This is a genomic window from Chitinophaga rupis (assembly GCF_900109685.1).
Taxonomy (GTDB): domain Bacteria; phylum Bacteroidota; class Bacteroidia; order Chitinophagales; family Chitinophagaceae; genus Chitinophaga; species Chitinophaga rupis.
The window spans coordinates 706,431-732,297 of record NZ_FOBB01000002.1; the positions used below are offsets into that span (position 1 = coordinate 706,431).

General features: G+C 49.8%; 17 protein-coding genes. 14 read left to right on the forward strand and 3 right to left on the reverse strand.

Translation table 11 applies throughout. The features are described 5' to 3' along the window. Positions 1-22: 22 nt before the first annotated feature. A complete protein-coding gene (locus BMZ54_RS09970) occupies positions 23-1,726 on the forward strand; it encodes a RagB/SusD family nutrient uptake outer membrane protein (protein ID WP_089910026.1) in 1,704 nt (567 codons plus the stop codon). 74 nt (positions 1,727-1,800) lie between these two features. Here the strand turns inward: BMZ54_RS09970 and BMZ54_RS09975 are convergent, their stop codons facing one another. The 3 genes from BMZ54_RS09975 to BMZ54_RS09985 form a co-directional block, all read right to left on the reverse strand. Beyond that, a complete protein-coding gene (locus BMZ54_RS09975; protein ID WP_089910030.1) occupies positions 1,801-3,000 on the reverse strand; it encodes a right-handed parallel beta-helix repeat-containing protein in 1,200 nt (399 codons plus the stop codon). A gap of 197 nt (positions 3,001-3,197) precedes the next feature. Then, positions 3,198-3,581, reverse strand: coding sequence for a DUF1801 domain-containing protein (locus BMZ54_RS09980; RefSeq protein ID WP_089910034.1), 384 nt, complete (start codon positions 3,579-3,581; stop codon positions 3,198-3,200). A 248-nt stretch (positions 3,582-3,829) separates the two neighbouring features. Beyond that, on the reverse strand, positions 3,830-4,792 hold the full coding sequence (locus BMZ54_RS09985) for a lipase family protein (RefSeq protein WP_089910038.1): 963 nt from the start codon (positions 4,790-4,792) through the stop codon (positions 3,830-3,832). Between the two features lie 420 nt (positions 4,793-5,212). Between BMZ54_RS09985 and BMZ54_RS09990 the strand changes: the two genes are divergently transcribed. From BMZ54_RS09990 to BMZ54_RS10050, 13 genes are all read left to right on the forward strand, one after another. Beyond that, positions 5,213-6,217 carry a LacI family DNA-binding transcriptional regulator gene (locus BMZ54_RS09990; protein WP_089910041.1) on the forward strand — a complete coding sequence of 335 codons (1,005 nt, stop codon included), beginning with the start codon at positions 5,213-5,215 and terminating at the stop codon, positions 6,215-6,217. Between the two features lie 255 nt (positions 6,218-6,472). After that, on the forward strand, positions 6,473-9,652 hold the full coding sequence (locus BMZ54_RS09995) for a SusC/RagA family TonB-linked outer membrane protein (protein WP_089910044.1): 3,180 nt from the start codon (positions 6,473-6,475) through the stop codon (positions 9,650-9,652). Between the two features lie 19 nt (positions 9,653-9,671). After that, entirely contained in the window at positions 9,672-11,507 is a 1,836-nt protein-coding gene (locus BMZ54_RS10000; protein WP_089910047.1) for a RagB/SusD family nutrient uptake outer membrane protein, read from the forward strand. 24 nt (positions 11,508-11,531) lie between these two features. Further along, entirely contained in the window at positions 11,532-12,740 is a 1,209-nt protein-coding gene (locus tag BMZ54_RS10005; RefSeq protein ID WP_089910050.1) for a glycoside hydrolase family 172 protein, read from the forward strand. A gap of 16 nt (positions 12,741-12,756) precedes the next feature. Further along, complete coding sequence (locus BMZ54_RS10010; protein ID WP_089910053.1) at positions 12,757-14,610, forward strand: sodium:solute symporter family transporter; 1,854 nt, start codon at positions 12,757-12,759, stop codon at positions 14,608-14,610. Positions 14,611-14,628: 18 nt separating this feature from the next. Further along, positions 14,629-15,438 (forward strand): glutamine amidotransferase, encoded by an 810-nt coding sequence (locus BMZ54_RS10015; protein ID WP_089910055.1) that lies wholly within the window; start codon positions 14,629-14,631, stop codon positions 15,436-15,438. A gap of 7 nt (positions 15,439-15,445) precedes the next feature. Next, positions 15,446-16,672 carry a hypothetical protein gene (locus BMZ54_RS10020; RefSeq protein ID WP_089910058.1) on the forward strand — a complete coding sequence of 409 codons (1,227 nt, stop codon included), beginning with the start codon at positions 15,446-15,448 and terminating at the stop codon, positions 16,670-16,672. A gap of 105 nt (positions 16,673-16,777) precedes the next feature. Beyond that, on the forward strand, positions 16,778-18,928 hold the full coding sequence (locus BMZ54_RS10025) for a hypothetical protein (RefSeq protein WP_238386542.1): 2,151 nt from the start codon (positions 16,778-16,780) through the stop codon (positions 18,926-18,928). A gap of 7 nt (positions 18,929-18,935) precedes the next feature. After that, entirely contained in the window at positions 18,936-20,108 is a 1,173-nt protein-coding gene (locus BMZ54_RS10030; RefSeq protein WP_089910061.1) for a glycoside hydrolase family 172 protein, read from the forward strand. Between the two features lie 36 nt (positions 20,109-20,144). Then, complete coding sequence (locus tag BMZ54_RS10035; protein ID WP_089910064.1) at positions 20,145-21,308, forward strand: glycoside hydrolase family 172 protein; 1,164 nt, start codon at positions 20,145-20,147, stop codon at positions 21,306-21,308. A gap of 42 nt (positions 21,309-21,350) precedes the next feature. Continuing rightward, positions 21,351-22,643 carry a histidinol dehydrogenase gene (gene hisD / locus BMZ54_RS10040; protein ID WP_089910067.1) on the forward strand — a complete coding sequence of 431 codons (1,293 nt, stop codon included), beginning with the start codon at positions 21,351-21,353 and terminating at the stop codon, positions 22,641-22,643. A 27-nt stretch (positions 22,644-22,670) separates the two neighbouring features. Beyond that, on the forward strand, positions 22,671-23,630 hold the full coding sequence (locus BMZ54_RS10045; RefSeq protein ID WP_089910070.1) for a glycoside hydrolase family protein: 960 nt from the start codon (positions 22,671-22,673) through the stop codon (positions 23,628-23,630). A gap of 26 nt (positions 23,631-23,656) precedes the next feature. Continuing rightward, positions 23,657-25,867: a DUF2961 domain-containing protein gene (locus BMZ54_RS10050; RefSeq protein ID WP_089910073.1), complete on the forward strand. Its 2,211-nt coding sequence runs from the start codon at positions 23,657-23,659 to the stop codon at positions 25,865-25,867.

The following is a 25,867-nucleotide window of genomic DNA, read 5'->3' on the forward strand; positions in this document are numbered from 1 at the left end:
TTTCACCCCTAAACTTTAAGTCATGAAAAAAAGAATCATCATATACCTGCTTGGAATCAGCGCAGTGTTATCTTCCTGCAGTAAGAGCTTCCTGGACGAAGATCCGCTGTCTATCTATACACCGGACAATACGCTGCAAACATCGATACAGTATCAGCAGGCTGTCAATAACCTGTACAACGGTGTCAGGAACATCTACATGGGCAATATTAACCTGGATACTTATTTCGGTCTGTATTATGCTACTGACTTTGCGTATAACGCTACCGATTATGATCCTGCCGCGAAGTTAAATGCCTATAAGGCGACCATGGTACCAAGCTATCTTATTCCGACGGGTATCTGGACAGCCTATTACAAGATCATCACGAATGCTAACCTGATCATCAACCGGCTAAATAACGCCACTCAGCTGAGCGATGCTGATAAGAACAGTTTCCTGGGCCAGGCATTGTTCTTCAGGGCTTATTCGTATAACGTATTGGCCAACCTGTACGGCGGGGTGCCTGTTGAATTGAATGAACTTTCAGGCCCGCGGTATGACTATGTACGCTCCAGCCGGGCGGAGGTATACCAGCAATGTAAAAAAGACCTGCAGCAGGCTATCGGCCTGTTGTCTGATATTAACCAGGTGCCTGATGGTACAGTGAATAAACAGATCGCCAAACATGTGCTCACGGAAGTGCTCATCTCTTTAAAGGATTATGATGGCGCCATTACAAGTGCATCAGAAGTGATCAGCTTTCCAGGCTTATCGCTGATGACCAGCCGGTTTGGCAGAAGGGCCAGTTTACCGGGTGATGTTTACCGGGACCTGTTTGAATACAATAACCAGAACTACAGCACCGGCAACCATGAGGGGCTGCTGGTGATACAAACCACGCTGAACAACTCCGCATCCGTGGGAGATCAGACCGCCTGGGCGGTAGTTCCCAGTTTGACGGGTGTTAGAATTGTGGAGTCCACTACTAAAACTAAAATGGCAATCCTGTTCAACGCCAAGTTCGTGGACAGCATTTCTTCCAACGGTATCGGCTGGATACGTCCTACCAATCACTTCTTTTATGAGATCTGGACACCGGGTGATATCCGCAATTCTTCCTATAATATCGTCAGGGATATCCGGATCTCCGGTGTACCTGCTAATTCTCCCGATTACGGTAAATGGTATGTAAAAGATGGTTATAAGGACAAAGTACAACCGTCAGACTTCAGGGATACCATCCGCAATTTTTATCCGGTGATCAGGAAAACATCTCCATCAGCGGGTGATTTTGTATCAGCTGCCGGTCCGGCGATCCTCACCAATGTGACCAATCCGTTTGGCGGATTTTTGTTAAACGGCGCTTCCCGTTTGTTTATGCAGAAATACATGGCCCGTTTGGCAGAAACCTATCTGTTAAGAGCAGAAGCTTATATCGGGAAAGGAGAAAAACAGAAAGCAGCAGATGATATCAATGTGCTGAGAAGCAGGGCACAAACTACTGCAGCCAGTGCTGCAGAAATGAATATCGATTACATCCTGGATGAACGTTTGCGGGAATTGTACATGGAAGAGTTCCGGGCAGTAACCCTTACCCGGTTAGGACTGTTATATGACCGTGATAAAAAATACAATCCTAAGTCTGGCCTGACGATTGAAACATACCATAATCTGTGGCCGATACCTGCTACTGAAATAACACAAAATACCGGTGCTGTATTGGAACAGAATCAGGGGTATTAGAATGGAAGTGATAGTTCCGGCCCGGTTCAGTGGCCGGAACTATTACCATTTGGAAGGTTAACGACGCAATATAGTTAGTGCATCACCTCAAAAGCCCCAATGGCCCGCTGTGCGAGAAACCTGTTACCATTATAATCCTTTTCGGGATACCTTAACTGAGAACCTGCACCTGCCGCAGGACTCTCATCCGGGATGGAATAATCCACCCGCAACAACGGATCTTTACCCGTTATATTATTATACTCCACCACAGGCAGCTGCGGCTTCCACGCAGGATCTCCGGTATGGAACCACAGGTTGCTGGAAAATATAAAGCTTCCAGGTACAGTGCCAGGGCCGATGCTGCATGCAGCCCGCATTTGCTCATCAACATAAATAAGATTATTACAAAAAGTATTATCACTGCATTTTACAAAACGCATCGTGTCTCTATTTTCCTGTAATATGCGAATGACCCAGCGTGCGGGTTTGTAGATGGTGTTATTTACCACGGAGGATCGTGTGCAACCTACAAATGCTACCGGCACTTCGGATCCTGTGAACACACAACTTTGCACTTTTAGATCTGTTGCTTCATAATTGGCATCCGCAGGCCTGAAGAACGCTGTACCGGTACTGCCGCCAAGATTAATGGCCCTGCTGCCGGCATTTTGAAACCTGCATGCTTCAATAAGAATATTGCTGCTACCGCCCTTCATTTGTATGGCATTTGCACCCAAATTTTCAAAATGGCATTGCCGGATAATGCTTCTGTGGCAACCTACCATATCGATGCCACTGCCGCCTCTGGCTCCATTCAGGAAGGTACATTGCTGAACGATGAGATCATCCACGCCGGACAGCTTCAACAGATCATTGTTGCCATCAGCGGCCAGATCACGAAAGATGCAATGCTGCAGCACAATATGGTGCGCAGGAGTGGAGTAGGAGCTGCCATCATCGAAATTGAGGCCATTGCTTTTTTGCCCTGTAAATACAATCCCTTCAATGTGGAGATAAGCAACATCGCTACCGTGCCATGCAAAGTTTCCGCCTTCATACACAACTGCACCGCGCTTTTTTGCAATGATGTAGATCCATTTACCGGGAGTGCCTTTCAGGCTTTGCAGGGATTGATTACCGGGGTAGGAGCCGTTGTAGAGCAGGATCGTATCACCGGGAGTTGCCTTGGCCGCCGCCGCCGCAATATCCGCGTAACGCTGCCCATAACCCGTGTGTAACACCGCTGCTGATAAAGGACCATGAACAAACAATAAAAGGAGGAACAGGCGCATTGGGAGGTATTTACAGGGAAAATAATGCAAAAAAACAGATCAGGCAATCAATTCTTAAAACCGGGGTGATGGGTTAAAGACTAACAAAGAAGATCTTATATTCAGCTGTGGTTCGGGATCTTGTTTGATATACAATTTTTCGCCAAGCTGCTACAGCGGCATATATAAACGAAAAAGGCATTTAATTCGTGCAGGTTTTATTTTTTGAAAGTGCTATCTAATTTGATCGCTTCTTTTAAAAGCTTTTTTATTGGCTTATCATCAATCTCCTCCGGCGTCTCGTAGATTTTGTAAAAAATTTGCTTGTTAGTTCCATGAGACAGGAAGCGATCGCGGTCATTTAATTGATGCCCATACCAAAAACCTAAAAGAACTCCCTTTTTGATACCTCCCCTCGGAACAGTTGAAGGCCAGATAATACATATGCCTTTGTTGCCATAAAAAAATGGAACATTGTATGATATTTTCTCTTTGCAATATCCGGGAAGAACATCAATTATTATCTGCCGCAAAACATCTACAATTATTTTTTCGTCTTCAGGAAGAATAGCAAAAAGCTCAACAAGGTTTCTAATTTTCATCAGCGTTTAAATAAAGTTTTTCAAATCCAAAGGATCGCAGGGCAGCCCCTTCGTGTTGGTGTCATTATTGGCCAAATTAAGAAAACAGATCATTATAACTTAAACCTTTGTTTATCATCACAGGAGTGCGAGAATACAAAAGCGGACCGCCATTACTGGCGATCCGCTGAATTTTTAAACAAGTCACTTAAGGTAGTGGCAAAACCGTAACGGATAACGGCCCCGGTTATTCCGTCAGCAGTCTGTTTTTAGCTTTGTGCTTTACAGCTGCCATCTCCGAAGTTCAGGATGTCCGGGTTATCGTTGCCATTAAGTCTATCAAGTACATACTGGTAAACCGGCAGCTGGTGTGCGCACCCTGCGCCTGGGTTTACCAGCGGGTACTGGGTTGAATCGATCTTATAACCCCCGGCTACCTGGGTGTAGATGTTAACCTGGTTTTCGAAGTACTGCGGAACTTTTGGAACAACATCCGGCACATTATATATGCGGCAGTTGTCAGCTACGCTGTTGTTGTACAGATCGGCAAAAGTAGCATCGCCGGTCATCGGAGACGCGTAAGTATACACGCTAAGATCCAGGCCTTTACCCAGGCCGGTGGAGGCAGCGGCGGCATAATAGGTTGCCAGCGTGGCTCCCAGGCTATGACCGGCAACCACTGTCCGCACATTTCCGGCATCCGGCATCATAAGTGCGGGATCGGCTGCAACGATCTTTAACAGGAGGGGCACAATCTGCGTAGTGGCATCTGGCGGTGACACGATCAGACCTGATTCATAAAGGTCATAAAAGCCGGATGGAACCAATCCTTTATTGTTAAACTCCTTAAAGGGAGTGGGAACAAAAAAGGCGTCTGCAATGGCTTCAAGGTCGTTTTCTGTACCGCGGATGGCGATCACATAGTCCCGGGTGCTGTTATGCTGTGCTATAAACCCGTAATAAACGAGGTCGAGGTTTCCGGGGACAATAATGTCATTCATCTGAACATTGTACAGTACAGTGTAGTTTGTCATAAAGTCCTTGTCTACCAGCACCTGGTAGTCCGTATTGTCACAGATATTCTGATACGCCTTTAGTGAAGGATTAAGCTGTGTTGACGTATCATTCTCCTTTACTGCCTGTTTGTAAATCATGTCTGCCAGGTTAACCAATTTGGCATACTGAACAGCCTCTGAGAGGGAAATGGATAAAGATTTGACTTGGGATTCCATAGAAAAATGGTTTGAGGGTGAAAAATGATTGATGCTTGAGGGGGCCTTAATGATCTGCTAAACATTCACAAGTAGTCCAATTTAGCACAATTTTTTCTTTTTCCAATATTATACACCAGATGGTTGAAAGCCGGACAAATAACATACTTAAAAGGCCTGGGATTGCGGAACATCCGCAAAAGAGCCGCCCTCATCGGCGGCACCTGTAACATCGAATGCCCTTTACACGCGGAGCCGGAGTTTTGCAAACCGTTAGCATATACATGAGTTTTGAACGATCCAACCAGGGGCAATGCATGGCTTAAAAGTACAATCCGGCCTTTTTTTTAAAATTTATATAGGTTTTTTCAAAAAGGCCATTATATTTGTGTAAAATGAATACGCATTCATTTTCTATCTGATCCAGTTAAAAAGCAACCTTTGGAAAAAAAGAATTACACTTCACAGGATGTAGCAGAAGTAGCAGGCGTTTCGCAGTCTACTGTTTCCAGGGTTTTTGCAGGTAATACAAATGTGTCAGAGAAAAAGCGGAAAAAGATACTCGCTGCGGCAGAAAAGCTGGGCTACAAGCCCAATGCGCACGCCAGAAGCCTTATCACGCGCAAAACCATGATGATCGGCATCGTGATGCGCAACATCCGCAATCCCTTTTACTCCGCAGTGCTGGAGATCTTTCATAACCGTTTTTCAGCCCTGGGATACCATCTTATCTTTATCAATTCAGAAAACGAAGAAATACAGGAAAGCGAGGTCACGCAGCTGCTGGAATATAATATAGAAGGGGTGATCATCACGGATGCCTTATTATCCTCCTCCGCTTCCGAGAAATTCAAACGCCACGGCATTGTGGTCGTACTGTTCAACCGGTATACCGAACAGCTGGAAAGCAGCGCTGTATTCTGCGACAACTACCTGGCTGCAAAACAGATCGCCACCTACCTGGTGGAGCTGGGCCACCAGTCGTTCGCTTTTGTTTCCGGCCCTTCTGATACCTCCACCACTATTGACCGGTTAAAGGGCTTTAAAGAAGTGCTGCAGGAGAGGGGTATCACCAATCTCATGATAGAACCGGGTAACTATACTTTCGAAAGCGGGTTTAAAGCGGCCCAGGAGCTGATGACCCGGAATAAAAACATTGATTGTATCTTTTGCGGCAACGATATTATTGCCCTGGGTGTAATGGACGCTATCAGAACCATTGGCCTCCGAATCCCCGAAGATGTGTCTGTAGTAGGTTTTGATAATATCCGCATGGCGGAATGGCCTTCCTATTCCCTTACAACCTGGGAGCAGCCGCTGGAAGAAATGGTAGACAAGACCGTTGAGCTGCTGGTGAGTGAGATCGGCGATACAAATGCCCAGCCACAGATCGTGATGATGAAAGGACACCTGGTGGTGCGGAACACCGTTAAATCCAGGAAGTAGATTTTTTTTGCCCATTCATTTTTTGAATACGTAGTCATTTAGTTAGAATATTCAGCGATTGACCATATGCGGCGTTGTGCCGGTGATCCGCTCACAGTACAGCGCCTTATCAGCCAGAATCTTCATAGTCATAGGATGCTATGAAGCAATGTATGTTCCTGCAGGAAGGATAAGACCTATAGCCAGCCCACGGGCTTTCAAGTTTCACGTTACGCAAAAATTGAACAAACGCCGAACCCTTTAAACCTATTATTTATGCAATTCTCCATGGGATTCAGGTTCACTGATCTTTTGTTCGGAAAAATCGCTGGCAGATACTTTTCTTCTGCCAGGTTTATCACTCCTTATGCAGCATTACTACTTATCTGCAGTATGGCGCCGGCTGCTCTCAAAGCAATGGCCACGAATGCGGGACAACCGGGCATTGCACAGGTACGCTCTTTTGTACTATCCGGTACGGTCACCGATGAAAACAATGGGGCTTTGCCTGGTGCATCCGTGCGCATTAAAGGCACCTCAAAAGGCACAACCACTGATATGAACGGCAAGTTCATGATCGAAGTGGAGCACGAGCAGGACTCGCTGATATTCAGTTTTACGGGCTATTACAACACCACTATCAAAGCCGGCAATCAAAGGACCATTACCGTAAAGCTTGTACCCGACGAAGAAAGCCGGAAGCTGAATGAAGTGCAGGTAGTAGGTTACGGTACGCAAAAAAAGATCACCATGGTAGGCGCCATTTCTTCTGTGTCTCCCAGGGAGATCCAGAAGTACTCCACACCTTCTCTTACCAATGCCATCGGGGGAAAGCTGGCGGGGATCATTACACGGCAAACCTCCGGGGAGCCGGGGTATGATGCCGCGAAGGTATTTATCCGCGGCCTGGTATCGCAAAGCGGTACCAATAAGCCACTCATTATTGTAGATGGTGTGGAGCGCGAATTACAGGATTACTGGACCACCATGAACATCCAGGAAATTGAAAGCTTTTCCGTATTAAAAGATGCTGCCTCCACCGCGGTGTACGGCAACAGGGGCGCCAATGGCGTGATCATGATCACCACCAGGAGGGGCGCCGTGGGCAAACCGAACGTCACCTTCAGGTCAGAGGCAGCCATTGTGGTGCCCATGCGCATTGAAGATAATATTGACGGGTATGAATATGCGTTACTGCATAATGAAGCCCTTACCAATGTTGGTGAACCGCCAAAATTTTCGCCGGCTGAGATCCAGAAGTATAAAGACGGTTCGGATCCCTACATGTACCCCAATGTGAACTGGTACGATGTGGTCTTGAAAAAAAGGACCCGGCAAATGATGAATAACCTGGGCGTATCCGGTGGCACGGAAACCGTGCAGTATTATCTGAACCTGGGCTATACCATACAGGAAGGCATTTATAACGAAGACCCTGCCAACACCTATAAGACCAACGCCGCCCTGAAACGTTACAATTTCAGGTCGAACATAGATGTTAAGCTGAGTAAAAGATTTTCACTGGCACTGGGCCTTTCAGGGATTATTTCCAATACAAATTTCCCAGGTACGGATGCCGGAAGGATCCTCACGGGACTGAAGCTCACAGCGCCGAATACCTATCCCGTCAAAAATCCCGATGGCAGCCAGCCTGGCGCTTTCGGCGATCTGCAATTAAATCCATACGCGCTGGTCACGCAAACAGGCTATACCAAACAATTCTACAATACGCTGGTAAGCAACCTCTCCGCCAAATGGGACTTGTCCTATGTAACACGGGGCTTGTCTGCCCGCGGCCTGGTGGCCTTTGATGTGGTGGACATTACCCAGAACATCCGTCAAAAGACGCCGGCCACCTATTCTTATGCAAAAGACCCGGTAACGGGCGCTGAAACATATAAGCAATGGTCTACCGAATCACCTTTGGGTTTCCGGAACCTGAATGAAACATATAGAACAATGTATGCACAGGCAGGCATCGATTATGAACGCGCTTTTGGCAATCATTATGTGACTGGTATGCTCACGGCGGAGAGACGGGAATTTACGAACGTCAATGCCACAAATTCTATTGATAATCTGCCCGAACGGCGGCAGGGACTTATCAGCCGCCTCACCTACCATTATAACTACCGGTACCTGCTGCAGCTGAGCGCGGGCTATAATGGTTCTGAGAACTTTCCCAAGGGCAAGCGGTATGGCCTTTTCCCGGCCATTGGCGCAGGCTGGATAGTATCCAACGAAAAGTTCTGGAACAAGAACGTAGTGAACCTGCTTAAGCTGAGAGGCAACTACGGCATAGTGGGCAACGACCGTATCGGGGGCGCGCGTTTTCTGTATCAGAGCACTTACAACAAATCAGCCACGGGTTATGTGTTTGGCCTGGACCAGAACCGTAACCCCGGCGGTAAAAGTGAGGCCCGCATCGGGAATATGAACGTAACCTGGGAAACAGCTTATAAAACAGATCTTGGATTTGATCTCGAAATGTTCGACAGCAGGATTACACTGTCCACCAGCGTTTTCCACGAGCGCCGCGAAGGGCAATTGCTGGAACGGAAAACCATCCCTATTTATGCCGGTTACCCCGGCGGCACGGTGCCCTTTGCCAATGTAGGCATCACTGAGAACAAAGGATTTGAAGCCACCTTACAGCTCAGGAACACCACTAAAGGCGGGTTTTATTATTCCTTCACCGGCAATTTCACCTTTGCGAAAAATACGATCATTGAAAACGATGCTCCGCCATCATTGTATCCTTACCAGGACTTCAGGGGAAGCTCCATTGGCGCTAACCTGGGCTACCGTGCACTGGGTTTTTTCCAGGACCAGCGGGATATAGATAACAGCCCTTCACAAACGGCATTACAGTCTGTGATCCGCCCCGGCGATATTAAATACGAGGATGTTAATAAAGATGGACAGATCACTTCAGCCGACCGTGTGATCATTGGCAGCTACGGCTCCGAGCCGCAGATCATGTATGGTTTTGGGGCCACGGGGGCCTGGAAAGGGTTTGATGCCACTATCTTCTTTACGGGAGCAGCCCACCGCGATTTCTTTTTCACGCAGGGCTGGACCGCCTGGGCCTTTTCCGGTCAGGCTGGTTATTACAACGTAATGCAGCAGGTGTATGATAAACGTTTTATTGTAGGCGGTAATAACGAACATGCGGAATTTCCGGCGGTAAGGGCAGGCAGTACCAACAACTACACTGGTTCCACCCTGTGGCAAAGAAGCGGCGATTACCTGCGGATCAAGAACGCGGAGATTGGATACACCATCCCCGTGAACCTCACCAAAAAAGCAGCACTGAAAAGCATCCGCGTATTTGTGCAGGGAACCAATCTCGCTACCTGGGATAAGATCAAGGTGATCGACCCTGAATCGGATTTCGGCACAGGCGGTTATCCTATTCCGCGGAACTACAATTTCGGGCTGGAAGCCAATTTTTAGTCAACTTAAATCGGGTATTATGCAATCATATATCATTCTCCTGCTGGCCGCAGTACTGCTTTTTACAACGTCCTCCTGTAAAAAGGATTACCTGGAGAAAACACCGGATGAAGACCTGACACAGGAGCAGGTATTTACCAACGCTATTTTCGCCGAACAATACCTTGCCAATATCTATTCACACCTTCCGAAAGAGCTGGCAATGGTGGATAACCCCTGTGGGGGATGCGCGGTGAATAATCCGTTCAATGCCGCCTCAGATGAGCTGGAGATCAGCTATGAGCCCAACTTCGCCAACGCCATGAACAACGGTAACTGGAACGCTGATTCGTATGTGCAGGATATCTGGTCGCAAAGCTACATTGCGATCCGCAAAGCGAATATATTCCTGGAAAACATCGGCAAGCTGGTGCCATCCGAATTGGCGGGGGAAGACAAGATCACCAACTGGAAAGGAGAGGCCATGTTCCTGCGCGCGCTTCATCATTTTTTCCTGATCAGGGCTTACGGACCCGTACCGATCATAGACAGAACGCTGCTGCTTGATGAAGACCTCACAGCTTTTAAACGCCAGCCCATTGAAAAGTGTGTGGAGTTTATTGTTAGTGAATGCGACAAAGCCGCCGCGCTGTTGCCGCTGAGGATAACAGCCACTACTGATTACGGTAAACCCTCCAAAGTGGCCTGTATGGCGCTAAAGGCAAGGGCGCTGCTATATATGGCCAGTCCGCTGTGGAACGGCAATCCGGATTATGCCTCATTTAAAGATAAAGAAGGCATGCGCCTGTTCCCGGATTTTCAGGCAGCGCGATGGGATGCAGCAGCAGCGGCAGCAAAAGCCTGTATAGACCTGGCGGAATCTGCCGGACATAAATTGCACCGCTCAGGCGCTGATCCTGTTAAAAATTACCAGGAGGTATTCTACATTAATTTTAATGAGGAAGTATTTTTTACCAGCAATGATCCTGATTATCTGAACATAGACGCCTATAGCGAACCCAGAGGAATGCCCGGCGCCGGCTGGCCTTTGCAGGATGCTACACAGAATATTGTGGATGACTATGAAATGGCGAATGGCATGCGCCCCATCCTGGGATATAATGCAGACATGACGCCTATTATCAACCCGCTTTCCGGCTATAACGAGCGCACGCAGGCTGCTACTGCCACCGATCAATATTATGCCGGTACCCGCGGAATGTATGTAGACCGTGAGCCCCGTTTTTATGCCAGCATCAACTTCACGGGCGCAAAGTTTAAAACCGGCCCTCCGCAGAACAGGAGCACGCCGCTGGAATTCTGGAAAGGAGGACTTGACGGCCGGCCGTTCGACGCTGGTGCAAATTTCAGCGAAACAGGGTATCTTATGAAAAAACTAACGAACCCCTCATACGTTATGCAGCCCAAAGCAGGGCCCATCAGAACCTGGATATTTTTTCGCCTGGGTGAGCAGTACCTCAACTACGCAGAAGCATTGAATGAAGCGCAGGGACCCTTGCCGGATGTGTATAAATACGTGAACCTGATCCGCGACCGTGCAGGCTTGCCGGGCCTGCCTCCGGGCCTTTCGCAGTCAGACATGCGGGAAAGGATCCATCATGAACGGCGGATAGAGCTGGCCTTTGAAACACACCGTTATTTTGATGAGCATCGCTGGAAGATCGCAGAGAAGATAGATAACGCAAATATTTATGGCCTGGATGTGCTTACTGACGGCTACAACATATCCAGCGACGCTTTTTATGTAAGAAAAGTGGTGGAGAAAAGAGTGTTTGAAAAGAAACATTATCTGTGGCCCATTCAGCAGCGTGAGCTTGAAAAGAACAGGAACCTGGTGCAGAACCCGGGCTGGTAAGCTATCATCAAACAACAAATACAAATGGCAAAATTATTCAACAGCGGGTGCATGTTGCTGCTATGCTGCTTTTTTTTCGAAGCCACGTATGCCCAACAACTCTATGAGCTGCCTGCGGGGGCTGAAACGCAATGGATTAGCTTGGAGAATGCTTCAGGTACAAAAGGAAAGGGCGGCATGGAAAACAAAGGCGCAAAAGGGCACGCAGCAGAATGGATAAAGGCAGGCGAACGGAAAGTAATGATGGATTACAACGGGGCAGGAGTGATTAACCGTATATGGATGACCGTTATAGAAAGAAGCCCGGCTTCGCTCCGTTCCATTTATATTGAAATGTACTGGGACGGCGCCGCCAAACCTGCGGTGTCGGTGCCCCTGGGAGATTTCTTCGGCATAGGTCTGGGGCGCAGAACGGCTTTTCAAAGTGCGCTGTTCTCCGATCCTGAAGGCAAATCATTTAACTGCTTTATCCCTATGCCTTTTAAAAAACATGCGAAGATCGTTTTTGTGAATGAATCCAAACAGAATCAGCTGCTGTTCTTTGATGTGAACCTGACGAAAGTGAAAAAGCATCCGCAGGAGATCGCGTATTTCCACGCATGCTGGACCAGCAGTACGGACGGCAAGCCGGGCGATGACTTTGAAATACTGCCCCAGGTAAAAGGCAGGGGACGTTTTTTAGGTACCAACCTGAGTGTTATCCCGGATAAGATCTACGGGGATACCTGGTTTGGCGAAGGAGAAATAAAAATGTACCTGGATGGCGACAAACAATATCCCACGCTTGTTGGCACTGGTACTGAAGATTACATAGGCTCCGCATGGAACCTTGGTCCTTTTGCACATTTGTACCAGGGTGCGCCTATTGTTGATAAACAAAAAGGGCAGTATGCATTTTACCGCTATCACATTCCTGATCCCATTTACTTCCGGACGGATTGTAAGGTGACCATACAGCAAATGGGCGGCGGCGGAAGAGACAAGATCAGGGCGATTGTAAAAGCAGGTGGTAAAGTAAAACCTGTTTCCGTGATGACGCAGAACGGGCTCATAAAACTGTTGGAAGAGCCTGCGTATCCTGATCTGATGGACGACAGGTTTCCGGCAGATGAATGGGTGAATTTTTACCGCGTAGATAATTATTCCGCTACCGCCTATTTCTACCTGGACAAGCCGGAGAACAACCTGCCGCCGCTGGCGCCACTCACACAACGATTAAAAGGCATTCTCTGATAAACCGGAATCAAATATGAACTGGCACCAAATAGACATCTGGATAGTAGGGATCTATATTTTGCTCATGCTCGGCACAGGGTTCTGGCACCGCCGTTTCGCCAACAAGAGCATGGATAATTTTTTCCTGGGAGGCCGTAAAATACCCGGCTGGCTAAACGGTATTTCCTATACAGCAGCGTTGGTAAGCCCCGATGCAGCTACTGGTTACGGCGGCCTGGCAGTGGCCACCGGCGGCTTCATTTGCTGGTGGTACCTCAGCAGGTTTGGCCTGGCGCTTTTTCTCGGAGGCGTGCTGTTTGCTGTTTTCTGGCGCCGGCTCAACCTGTTCACCACCCTTGAATTTTATGATCTGCGATTCCCGAAAGGCGCTGCTGCCGCCATGCGGCTGTGGATCGCCATCCGTACTTCCATGGTGGCCATGCCGGCTTGGACGGGCATTACGCTGCTGGCCGCCTGTAAGATCATGGGACCGGCTTTTAACCTCTCCAAACTGGAAACATTATATCTCGTAGTACCGGTTTCACTTCTTTTTGTATTCTCTTCAGGATACAAGGGTGTAGTGATCTCGAATTTTATACAGATGATCATTTTTCTCATCGGCACATTAATGTTAGCCTGGCTTACGCTCCGGCACTTCGGCGGCGCTGAGGCAATGGTAACCGCCATTCACACTAAGTTCGGTCCCTCGGGTGCGGAGATCCTGGGCTCTATACCACCTAAAGATCATGCGGTGTTTCCGCTTGCAGCTGCATTAGGCTGGCTACTGGGACAAAGCATCGGCTATGGCGGAGATGCGGCTCCCATGGGCGGGGCCATGGAAGGGCAGCGCATTCTTTCCACGCGCACACCGGCAGAAGCGCTAACCATGTATGTGGTTACAGCTATCAGCATGTTCCTGCTGCTATTGCTTGTTACATTACCCAGCATCAGTGCGGCGGTGATGTGGCCTGAACTGCGGGAGGCTGGTGCTGACCGGGAGCTGGTGTATGGGAGGTTAATGAAAACATTACTGCCTGCGGGCGCTATGGGATTGATGGTAGCTGCCATGCTGGCCGCCACCATGTCTACCGTAGGCGATAATCTCAATTTCGGCAGCCAGGTGCTTGTGAGCGACATCTATCGCCGCTGGTTTGTACCCAAAGCAAAAGAAAGCCATTACATGCTGATGGGAAAACTGGGCATGATCATCATTCTTGCGCTGTCTGTTGCCGTTGTGTTCAATGTGCTCATTATAACAGATGTGGCCATTTTTATGCTCTCTCTCAGCGCCGCAGAGCTGCCCGCCAACTGGGCACAATGGTGGTGGTGGCGTTTCAATGGTCCTGCACGTGTAACAGCTTCCTTTGGCGGCGCAGGTATTTTTTGCCTGGTGGTATTAGGCCCCAGACTGCTGGCTTTATTGAATGTTCCCTGGGCAAACAGTTTAGTGATACCCTGGTACTGGCAAACGCTTTTGGTAATGGGTCTCACGACCGTATTGTGGGTTGCGGTAGCGCTGCTTACCAAACCCGATCCGGATGAGCTGTTGCGTGAATTCTATGTCAGGGCGCATCCACTGGGCTGCTGGACGCCTTACAAAACACTGGACAAACAAGGTCCCGCCGGTTCGTTCAAACTGGTGTTCCGCGGCATCTTCATCGCCATCCTGGGAACTGTATCTGTATCGCTGTTGATGCTGGGGCTTACCCACGCATGGTTTGCGCGGTATATAGAAGGAATACTGACTGTTGCAGCAGCGGTCATCACCTTTCTTATTTTCTGGAAACTGGCGGAAAAATACCTGGCGGTGCTGGCACTGCGGGCTGCGGACAATGCTGTGCCTACAGCTGTGAAAGAGGAAGAACCGGTCATGAACAACATGAACTAATTATAAAATCAGATAAACATGAAACAAACGACGGATGTAAAACGGGAACACATTCTTTACCTGGGCGACTGGGTATTCAGCGTGGGCCCGCTATTTATTGAAACACCTTTCGGAACGGAAACTAAAGATGCAGATCTGCACTTCTATGGAAAAAGACTGGTAAAAGCCATTGATCCGGTGGTGGATGTAACCAGCATGGCTAACTGGGAATTGTACCGCATGCAGCCCGGCAGGCTTGAAGAAATACTGAACACTTCCACCGGTCTTATTATCAGCGATGTGGAAGCAAAATGTTTTCACCTGTTCCCCAGCTTTTTTGACCGCGCGCAGCGGAAAGATACAGTGGTTACTTTCCCGGACCGTCTTACTACTATTAAAAACTGGATCGCAGACGGCGGCGGCCTGCTGATGCTTGGCGGCTGGCTGTCATTCAGCGGCGCATTCGGTAAAGGCGGCTGGGGAAGAAGCTCCTTCTCCAATGCATTGCCGGTGCAGTGCCTTGCTACAGAAGATCTGGTTGAATCTTCTGCCGGCTTCACAGCAGAGCTGCTGGTGCCCGATCATCCGGCCGTTAAAGGGTTGAGCTGGGATACCTTTCCACCGATCTTTGGTTATAACGAGGTGACCGCCAAACCCCAAGGGGAAGTGCTGGTACGTGTGAAAGAAACCGGTGATCCGCTGGTAGTGGCAGGAGAATACGGGAAAGGCCGCATTCTTACTTATATGTCTGACCCTGCACCGCACTGGGGTTTAAATTTTGAACTGTGGGACAGCTATGATGCCTTCTGGCAGCAGTCGCTTAACTGGGTAAAAAAACAAGGCGCTTAGCAATCATATGGAACCATTGCAATTACTGGCCGGTACTTCGGTAACAGACATTACACCGCCGCTGGAGGTGGGTTTGCTCACTTCCTCCGTACAGGGGCTGTATGCACCTTTTGAATCAGTAAGGCTGCCGCTGAAAGCCCGTGTACTGGTGTTAGGCACGCTGAAAGATCTGGTGGCAGTAGTGTCGCTGGATCTGCTGGCGCTGAACGATACAGCGGTGGGTGGATGGCAGCAGTTCAAAAAAGGGCTGTCTGATATCATTCCGCCGGACAGGATCATTATCACGTGCACGCATACACATAACGGTCCGGAATCGGTTGCTTTATCAGGCCTGTACCGCACGCCGGTTTATAAACAATGGCTGGCAGGTGTGCAGCAGCAGATCAAACAGGCCATTCAGCAGGCAGCTGCGGCAGCGCAGCCCTGCCATGCATTGGTAGCTGTTGCTACGCTGGATGGTTATTCCCTGCAACGCCGTATTCCAACACCGGAAGGGATCATGATGTCTGATGCCATGCAGCCTATAACACCGGAGCTACTTAGCAGGGAGCCTGTTGACCGCCGTGTGCATACGGTAACATTTGAAGCTGAGGGAGGTAATGTCATTGCAACGCTGGTACACGCCGTTTGCCACCCTGTGCATGAAATGTGCATGCCGCATATTTCCGCGGAGTTTCCCGGTGAAATGTGTTTAGCGCTGGAAGCATCCTGTAAGCACGGCATGCCGCTTTTCCTGAATGGGGCAGCAGGCGATATTAATCCTCCCACCGTATCCGGCGGGCCGGTGTATGCACAACAGCATGGCAGGGCGCTGGCCGCACTGGCAGGGCGGGAGCGGGGTGTGTTATGTGCGGGTGCATTCCGTTATATACATAGTGAAATGCAGCTGCCTGTGAGACCGGAAGCAGGCGTAACGCAGGCCGCAGAGGCCCTTGCAAGGTTCAATGCCATTGCCATCGGCTCACTCGCCCTGGTATTCATTCCCGGTGAGCCCTTTACAGCAACCGCTTTTGCTATTGAACAGGATTCGCCTTTTGAGCACACCATTATAGCAGCATATGCAGAGAACACCATCGGCTATGTACCTACTGAAAAGGCATTTGAAGAAGGCGGTTATGAAACCGGCCCGGGTAAATGGTCTTACCTGGGGAAAGAAGCGGAAGCACTCATTATTGCAGAAGCACAACGGCTGCTGACAGCATTATCCGCTACATACATTCCAATAACTAACTGATATAAAACTGAGCATGTACATTATCTCACACTGGGGTATGTAAATGCGAAGTTCCCCCGCTAAAGCGGGGCAAGCTATCCGACCATAAAAAATAAGCATTAACGGATGAAAACAATAAAGGCAACAATTTTTCTCTGGATATACATCCTGCTCTGTACAGGGCTTACGGCCCATGCAGAAAAGGGGAGAGAAGTTTATTTCTACGGCAATGTGCGGAATGATCTGTACCGGCTGCTGCAGCGCGAGGGGTTTACCATCCGCAAGTACAGCACGCCGGAAGCCGCGGTGAAAGCCGCGCCACAGGGAGCAGGAGTTTTAATACTGGGCAGTAACTATCCGCAGACAGACCCGGTGAACCGCATTACGCAGCAGCTGTTGAATGAAGCAAACAAAAAATCGCTGCGGCTTTACATAGAATATCCTGCATCATTTCCAGGTCTCGATATTCCCGCAAAGCCCCTTGAAACAAAGTTTGAACGCGGCGTTATTACCGCGGATGTTTTCGGTGGTGAGCTGACGCCTATGAGTTTACTGGGTATTCACAACTGCCACATTCTGCCCGTTACCGCCGGCAACCCGCTGATAGTACTGGCAAAAGTGGTGGGATTTGATAAAGCGGAGTACGGGCTGGCTGATACCAAAACATATCCCTTGTTGTTTGAACAGGACAATGCACTGGTTTGTATGACGGGCCTGAGTAATTTCCAGACAGGGCGTTACGGCCCCCAGGCCTCCATGAAAACGGTGTGGGCCTACATACTTTCCAGGATCACCGGCATAAAGAATATCACACTGAATAAGTGGGAAGAAGATGTGCGCCCGATGTATAGCAGAACAGCATCCCTGCCTGCCGGCGCACGCCTTAACAGCATCCGCAAAGGCGTGGCGTGGTTTGATAACGGCCGCTTTTTTATACATCCTGCCTGGAAGGAGTATTGGCTCGAACACGATGGCAGGAACGGCACTACACCGGTAGGCCCGCCGGTACCTGCCGGTAAACCTGATGGCGACGGTAGCCTGGGCATTATTGAAGGGCACACCTCCACCATTTATTACGACGGCAGTCAGCAATACCGCTACTGGATGCGTGCCGATGTACAGGGCGAAGCCAGTATGGCGCTGGCGGCGGCAGGACGGCTGTTCAACAATCAAACGTATAAGGACAAATCAGCCCGCCTGATCGATTTTATGTTCCATACCTCCAATATGCGTGCAGGCGCTAAGAACGATCCTGCCAGCCCTGCTTATGGCCTGATCGGCTGGGCAACTACTGCTGCCAGTACATTCTACGGTGACGATAATTCCCGGGCCATCCTCGGCGCTATCGGTGCAGCATCGTACCTCAATAAAAATAATTGGGATAAAGAGCTGGCAGAAGCCATCATGGGTAACTTCAGGACCACCGGTAAGCTGGGTTTCCGCGGAGAGCGGCTGGAGGAAGGGAATATTATCAAAAACGGTTTGCCGTTCTACCAGCAGCGCGAACTCATTCACATTTCCCCGCATTTTGAATCCTGGATGTGGGCCTGTTACCTGTGGCTGTACGATAAAACGAAATACGAACCGCTTTTATCCCAGACAAAAAAAGCCATCCGGATCACGATGGAAGGTTATCCCGATAAATGGCTTTGGGGCAGCAGCATGCAAACCCAGCGTGCCCGCATGATACTGCCACTGGCCTGGCTGGTGAGAGTGGAAGATACCCCGGAGCACCGCGAATGGCTGGATAAAATGGTCAATGAAATATTGAAATACCAGGATGAGAGTGGCGCCATCATGGAGGAATTGGGCAAAGGCAAAGGCATGTTCAGGGAGCTGAAAAAAAATGAAGACTATGGTTCAGATGAAGGATCACTGATATTCCGTAACGGTGAAAAAGTAGCCTGCATGCTGTATACCTGCAATTTCGCGGTGTTCAGCCTCAATGAGGCTGCAGCGGCAACCGGCGATAAAAAGTACCGCGATGCTGCCAATAAGCTCTCCGATTTTCTGACAAGGATACAGGTGCAGAGTGAAAAGCACAAAGATGTGGATGGCGCCTGGTTCAGGGCTTTTGACTACGGGCGCTGGGACTACTGGGCATCCAACTCCGACGCAGGCTGGGGCGCATGGTGCACACTCACCGGATGGATCCAAAGCTGGATCGTTACTACACAGACACAGATCCAGCAGCGGGAAAATTTCTGGGATCTGACTAAAAATTCCGCGATCGGGAAACCGGCTAACGCCGTTATTGAATCAATGATGCGTAAATAAAAAATACATGCAAGGAAGAATAATAACCATTTTCATATGCCTGTTCGCGTTATACGCGCAGGCGCAAACACCCGCCAGCGACTTGGCTGCGCTGTCGCAGATGCAACAGGGCATGACCTCCAAACGGGTGAGCAGTTACGACAGGACCGGTGGCAACGATGATTTTCTCCGCATAGAAAAGGATGAAAAGAAGATCATCTTCGACGTGAAAGGCGCAGGCATCATTAATCATATCTGGATCACCATGGCGCCCGAGCCGGGTGCGCTGAACCGGAACGATATTATTATCAGAATGTATTGGGACGGTAAGGCGGAACCTTCCGTAGTATCGCCCATCGGCCCTTTCTTCGGTCAGGGATGGGGGGAAGCTTATGAATTCAACTCGCTGCCGCTGATTGCCGGGCCAGACAGGGGGAAAGGGCTGGTATGCTATTTCAGCATGCCTTTTGCCAACGGCGCAAAAATAGAAATAGAGAACCAGGCCGGCCGGCCCATCGACAATTTTTATTATTACGTGGATTATGTAGCCATGGACAAGCTGCCCGCTAACTCCGGGCGCTTTCACAGCTGGTACAATAAACAGCTTGCCGGTTCCGCGGGGGATGGCGGTGAAAATGAATGGGGCATTCTCGGTAAAATAGGAAACAACACTACCGGCAAGGATAACTACGTATTTGCCGATATAAAAGGCAAGGGCCATTTTGTAGGCGTGAACTATTATGTGAATTGTCCTACCCCGGTATGGTATGGTGAGGGCGACGACATGATCTACATTGACGGTTCGCCTTCTCCAACGCTCCACGGCACAGGCACGGAAGATTATTTTAACACCGCTTTCTGTCCGAAGAACATTTTTCAGCACGCCTACTTCGGCTACCCACGCGTGAATAACGACATGGGCTGGCTGGGCAGAACACATCTGTACCGCTTTCACATCACCGACCCGCTCTACTTCAACAAGTCGTTTAAATTCACGATAGAGCATGGCCACAACAATGTACTGACGCTGGACCTGGCCAGCGTAGCCTACTGGTATCAGAGCGAAGCTACCGCCGTGCCGCCCATACCAGGCAAGGAAGCCAGGGCACCAAAGCCGCTCATTAACATCGGCGATTTTCACCGGTGGAGAAATGAATGGAGAAAAAGCAAAGGCAATGACCCGCAGCTGTGGGGCAATTAAGGCTTCATCGGGCCAGTCAAAAACAGATAACAACGGATGAAAACAATATCGTACATCATCATATACTTCTTCTTCGCAACGCAGTTACGCGCGCAGGAAATGACAGACCTTACCCGCATCAGGGAAAACGTCCGGTCGAAACGCGTTAGCAGCTATGACAGGTCCGGTGACAACCACGACAACCTGCAGCATATTGCGAGCGGGGAAAAGCGCACCATCTTTGATGTAAAAGGCGCCGGCATTATCCAGCATATATGGTTCACTATGGGGCCGGAACCGGATAAATTAAGCCGCAACGATGTTATCATCAGCATGTATTGGGATGGGAACGATTATCCCTCCGTACAATCGCCCATCGGCCCCTTCTTCGGCCAGGGCTGGAACGATTCCTATCTCTTTACCGCTGCGCCGCTGGCCGCCACACCCATGAATGGAATGGGCCTGGTCAGTTACTTCGCCATGCCTTTCGCAAATGGCGCCAGGATAGAGATCGAGAACCAGTCGGGCAGTGAGATCAGCACCCTGTATTTTTATATTGACTACGTGGAAATGGACCAGCTGCCACCACAGACTGGCAGGTTCCATGCCTGGTACAATAAAGCGTTAACGGGCGCAGAAGACAGTGTGGAAAATGAACACTGGATGTTCGGTCCCGGTAAACCCAACAAAACCGGCAGGAACAATTACCTGATAGCCGACATAAAAGGGAAGGGGCATTTCGTGGGCGTTAACTATTACGTGCATTCACCTACACCGTACTGGTATGGTGAGGGCGACGATATGATATTCATTGACGGGCAGGAGCGCCCCGCACTGCATGGCACAGGTACGGAAGATTATTTTAACACCTCCTGGGGAGCGCCCGACAAACCGTATTCCGCACCCTATTTTGGTTACCCGAAAGTAAACGGTGAAAAAGGTTTCCTGGGCAGAACGCATATCTACCGGTTCCATATACAGGATCCAATTTATTTTGACACTTCCTTCCGGTTCACCATCGAACATGGCAGCATGAACGTAATGACGCTGGATCTGGCCAGTGTGGCATACTGGTACCAGTCCACCGCATCAAGGATCCCCGCCATCCCTGATGCTGCGGCCCGCAAGCCGCACCCCCTCATAGGGCCGGCGGATATACACCGCTGGAGGAATGAATGGCGGAAAAGCAAAGGGAACGCCCCCACGTTATGGGGAAATTGATCATACAAGTTAACCGAGCCTACGGGCGAAAAATTTAAACCAATGAGCAGGTATTTGAAAAAAGGGAAAAGTGAATCCGATATTAAGAATGCAGATGCGGATATCAGAAAAACCGTTGGAAAGATCATCAGCGACGTGGAAGAGAACGGCGACTTTGCCGTGCGGAAATATGCAGCATCATTTGATAACTGGCAGCCCGCCTCATTCCGGTTAACGGACAGTCAGATCAAAACGATCGTGGACGGCATACCTCAACAGGTGAAAGACGATATCCGTTTTGCACAGCAGCAGATCCGTTTTTTTGCGGAGCAGCAGCGGGCCTCTATTTCGGATATTGAAATAGAAACGCTGCCCGGCGTATTTCTCGGACATAAGAATATCCCGGTGAACAGCGTGGGTTGTTACATTCCAGGCGGACGGTATCCTATGGTAGCAGCTGCACACATGAGCATTATCACCGCCCGGGTGGCCGGCGTAAAAAGGGTTATTGCCTGTACGCCGCCGATCAACGGCAACATTCCGGAAGCCACCGTTTGCGCTATGCATTTTGCAGGAGCAGATGAAATTTATATCCTGGGTGGCGTGCAGGCATTGTGCGCTATGGCCATCGGCACCTCTTCCATTTCACCGGTGGATATGATCGTGGGGCCGGGCAATGCCTATGTAGCAGAAGCAAAAAGACAGCTGTTCGGCCGTGTAGGTATAGACCTCTTTGCCGGCCCTACGGAAATACTGGTGATCGCCGATGAAACCGCGGATGCCGAAATGGTGGCCTGCGACCTGCTGGGACAGGCAGAACACGGACCCACCTCACCTGCAGCACTTATCACCACTTCCGCTACGCTGGCCCATGAAACGCTGGCAGAAATCGAAAGGCAGCTTCAGCACCTGCCTACAGCGGATATTGCACGGGTGGCCTGGCGCGATTGCGGATCAGTGATCATTGTGGACAGCCTGGAAGAAGCGCTGCGCGAGGCTGATGCGCTGGCCTATGAGCATGTGGAAGTACTGACGAAAGACCCGCAGTTCTTCCTCGACAACATGACCAATTACGGTGCGCTGTTCCTGGGTGCAGAAACGAATGTAGCATACGGCGATAAAGTGATCGGCACAAATCATACGCTGCCTACCATGAAAGCCGCCAGGTATACGGGAGGCTTATGGGTAGGGAAATTCCTGAAGAACTGCACCTATCAGCGCTGTACGCCGGAAGCAAGTGTTATGATCGGCGAATACGCCATGCGCCTCTGTGAGCTGGAAGGTTTTGCCGGACATAAGGAACAAGCCGCATTACGCGTGAAACGGTACGGGAAAGAGACAGTGGGGGAAAAATAAACCAGGGTCTTCGCACAAATCTATCGTATGAAAATCAAGCTCATTTTTTTTCTGGCAGCCATGCTTTCCGCCTTTCACTGCGCTTATGGTCAAAGCACGGGTTATCTTATTCCGGAAATAAGCGGTCCCTTTGTGCACATCTTCGATCCTAATGATACGCGTAAGGAGGGCGACAGCGCGTGGTACACCAATGACCATACATTTATCAAAGGAAGGGATGGAACCTGGCATGCCTATGGCATCATTCATCACCTGCCCGTAAAACCCTGGGATGAGAGGCGGCTTTTTCATATATCCGCCTCCTCCATTAAACAGGCCAAATGGGAGGATCATGGTTATGCCATGACGGCGGAACCGGGCGTGGAGCGCGTATTGTGGGCGCCGTATGCCCTACGGGAAAAGGGAACGTATTACCTGTTCTACAACACCGGCAATATGCAGCATAATGCGCCGGAGTATGCATCATGGGGGCAGCTGCGCCTGGCCACCAGCAAAGACCTTTTTAACTGGACACGGCACGACAGGAATCCGCTTTTCAGTGATCCTGGTCATGCCCGGGATTCTTACGTCATGAAATACAAAAACAAATATTATTACTATTATACCAGGGTACTAACGGAAACGGACCTCCGTTCTGCCGTAGCTGTGCGTACCGGCCCTGACCTGCTGCACTGGAGCGGCCCGCACATAGTCCATATACAGCCGTACGAGATCTATTGGGGAGGAGATGCGGAGAGCCCTTTTGTAGTACGGCATAAGGGGCTGTTCTACCTTTTCATCTGCAAGGCCATGACGGAGTATAACCTCACGGCCGTGTACTGGTCCAAAGACCCTGAAAATTTCCCGGTAGAGAACCTGGTATGCACCTTACCCGTGCATGCGGCTGAAGTGATCTACGATAAAAAAGAAGGCTGGTTCATTTCAAATACGGGATGGGACAAAAAGGGGCTTTATCTCGCCCCCTTAAAATGGAAAAAAGCTAACTGATATAAACGCTCAAAACCGGCAATTATATGACCGCACTCCGGAATTTATTACTGCTGCTGTTCTTTGTACCGCTGTATGCGTATGCACAGCAGTACAAAGTCCCCACCGGCTACGACGCTTTCCGTTCATGGGAAAGCCTGCCGCAGCAGCGCATTGGCGTACACGCGTATATGCGCAGTACTTATGCCCGCACCGGCGGTGGCTATGACGCCTCGAATTTTCTTTTTATGAATAAAGAAGATGAAAATGTAACGCTGGATGTAAAAGGCGCCGGCATGCTGTATTTTTTCCGGGCCAATCACTGGCACGGCAGCCCCTGGCATTTTGTGGTGGACGGTAAGGATAATATTGTATCTGAAACCGCTACTGCCAACCCGGTGGATGCTGTGAAAAAATTCAAAAGCACCGCGTTTATTCCCGCCGTTTCTTTCCCCGAGCCTCTAGCCTGGACCTGGGGCACCACCAAAGGCGCTAACCTGATCTGGGTTCCAATGGCCTTCCGCGATTCGCTGCAGATCGCCTATTCCAGAACATTTTATGGCACCGGTTATTACATCTATCATCTGTATGCTGATAAGGATGCGCTTTCCAAACCATTGCGCAGCTGGAATATTGACCAAACGCCTGACCGTGATGTAACAGACCTGCTGAACCGCGCAGGTACTGATATTGCGCCGCAAAACATTAAAAAAGTACAGGGCCGGGTGAAGCTGAACAAACCGACCGTATTGCTGGCCAGCATCACATCCGCATCTTCTTCCCTGAGAGCTTTAAAGCTTACCCTGCCGCTGGAAAAGGCAGCAGCGCTGGAACGTGTGCGGCTGCGCGTAACCTGGGACAATGCAGCGCAGCCTTCCATCGACGCTCCTTTGTGCCTGTTCTTTGGCGCAGGCACTTTTTACAACCGTGAGCAGAAAAGATATCTCGTAAAAGGCCTGCCCGTAAATATCTGTTACGACTATACGAACAATAAGCTGCAGCTGGCCTGTTATTATCCCATGCCTTTCTTTAAAATGGCCAGATTCGAGCTTAGCGGTATACAGCCGGATGCTACAGAGATCAGCTATGAGCTCCGTTATGAACGCTCAAAGATGCCTGCGAACAGGAGCGCTTATTTTCATGCCACTTACTGCGACTTTCCGAAACCTGAGCTGGGGCAGGACATGACCTGGCTGGATACGCAAGGTGCAGAAGGCCACCAGGAGTGGTCTGGCAGTTTCCTGGGCACGTCTTTTATCTTCTCTCACAACGCCAACCTGAGCACGCTGGAAGGTGACCCGCGTTTCTTTTTTGATGACAGCCATACACCGCAGGCATATGGAACAGGCACTGAAGAGTGGGCGGGGGGAGGCGACTACTGGGGAGGTGAGAACATGACGCTTCCGCTGGCCGGGCACCCTTGTGGGGCTACGGAAAAGAATAAGGCCGTTAATGACAAAGACCTTATTCAATCCGCCTACCGCTTTCTGCTGGCCGATCTGATGCCATTTGGCAAACGCGCCGTAATACGCTTTGAGCATAACGAAAATGTGGCGCAGGAGCATTATGAAACGGTGTGCTACTGGTATGGCCTGCCCGCTCCGTCACTGGTTAAAACCGATTCCCTGGATATTGGCCAGCCTGCTGATGAACAGCAGCACAACTATCACTCACCGCAAGCCTCTGCCGTGGACACCATCCGTTCAAGATATGAATGGGGGCCTGATACCTATCCTGCTCATGCCTGGGGCTATGATCTGCAAAACAGGCCGGGCTATAAGGAGCTGATAGGAAAGGAGATCTATCCCGCGCATGTGGAAGACGGCCGCACCACCACCGGGACCTCGGAATTCACCCTGCACCTCCGCAAAGACAATATGGGCGCACTGTTACGCAGAACGCTGGATTATGCTTATCCTAACCAGACAGCAGAAGTATTTGTTGCGGCAGCAGGATCAAACGACTGGCAAAAGGCTGGCACCTGGTACCTGGCAGGCGCCAATACCTACGTGATATCCAGGCCGCCCGGCGAACTATCGCCGCGGCAATACAAGGTGGAAACATCCAACCGCCGTTTCCGGGACGATGAGTTCCTGATTCCCGCCGCGCTTACAAAAGGCCGTGATGCCATCAGGGTAAGGATCACCTTTGTACCCAATGCGCAGGAATTATATCCTGACCATCCGTTCCCTCATCAAAGTACATGGAGCGAAATGAAATACGACGTTTACAGTTACATTCTTCCGGCTTTTAAATGA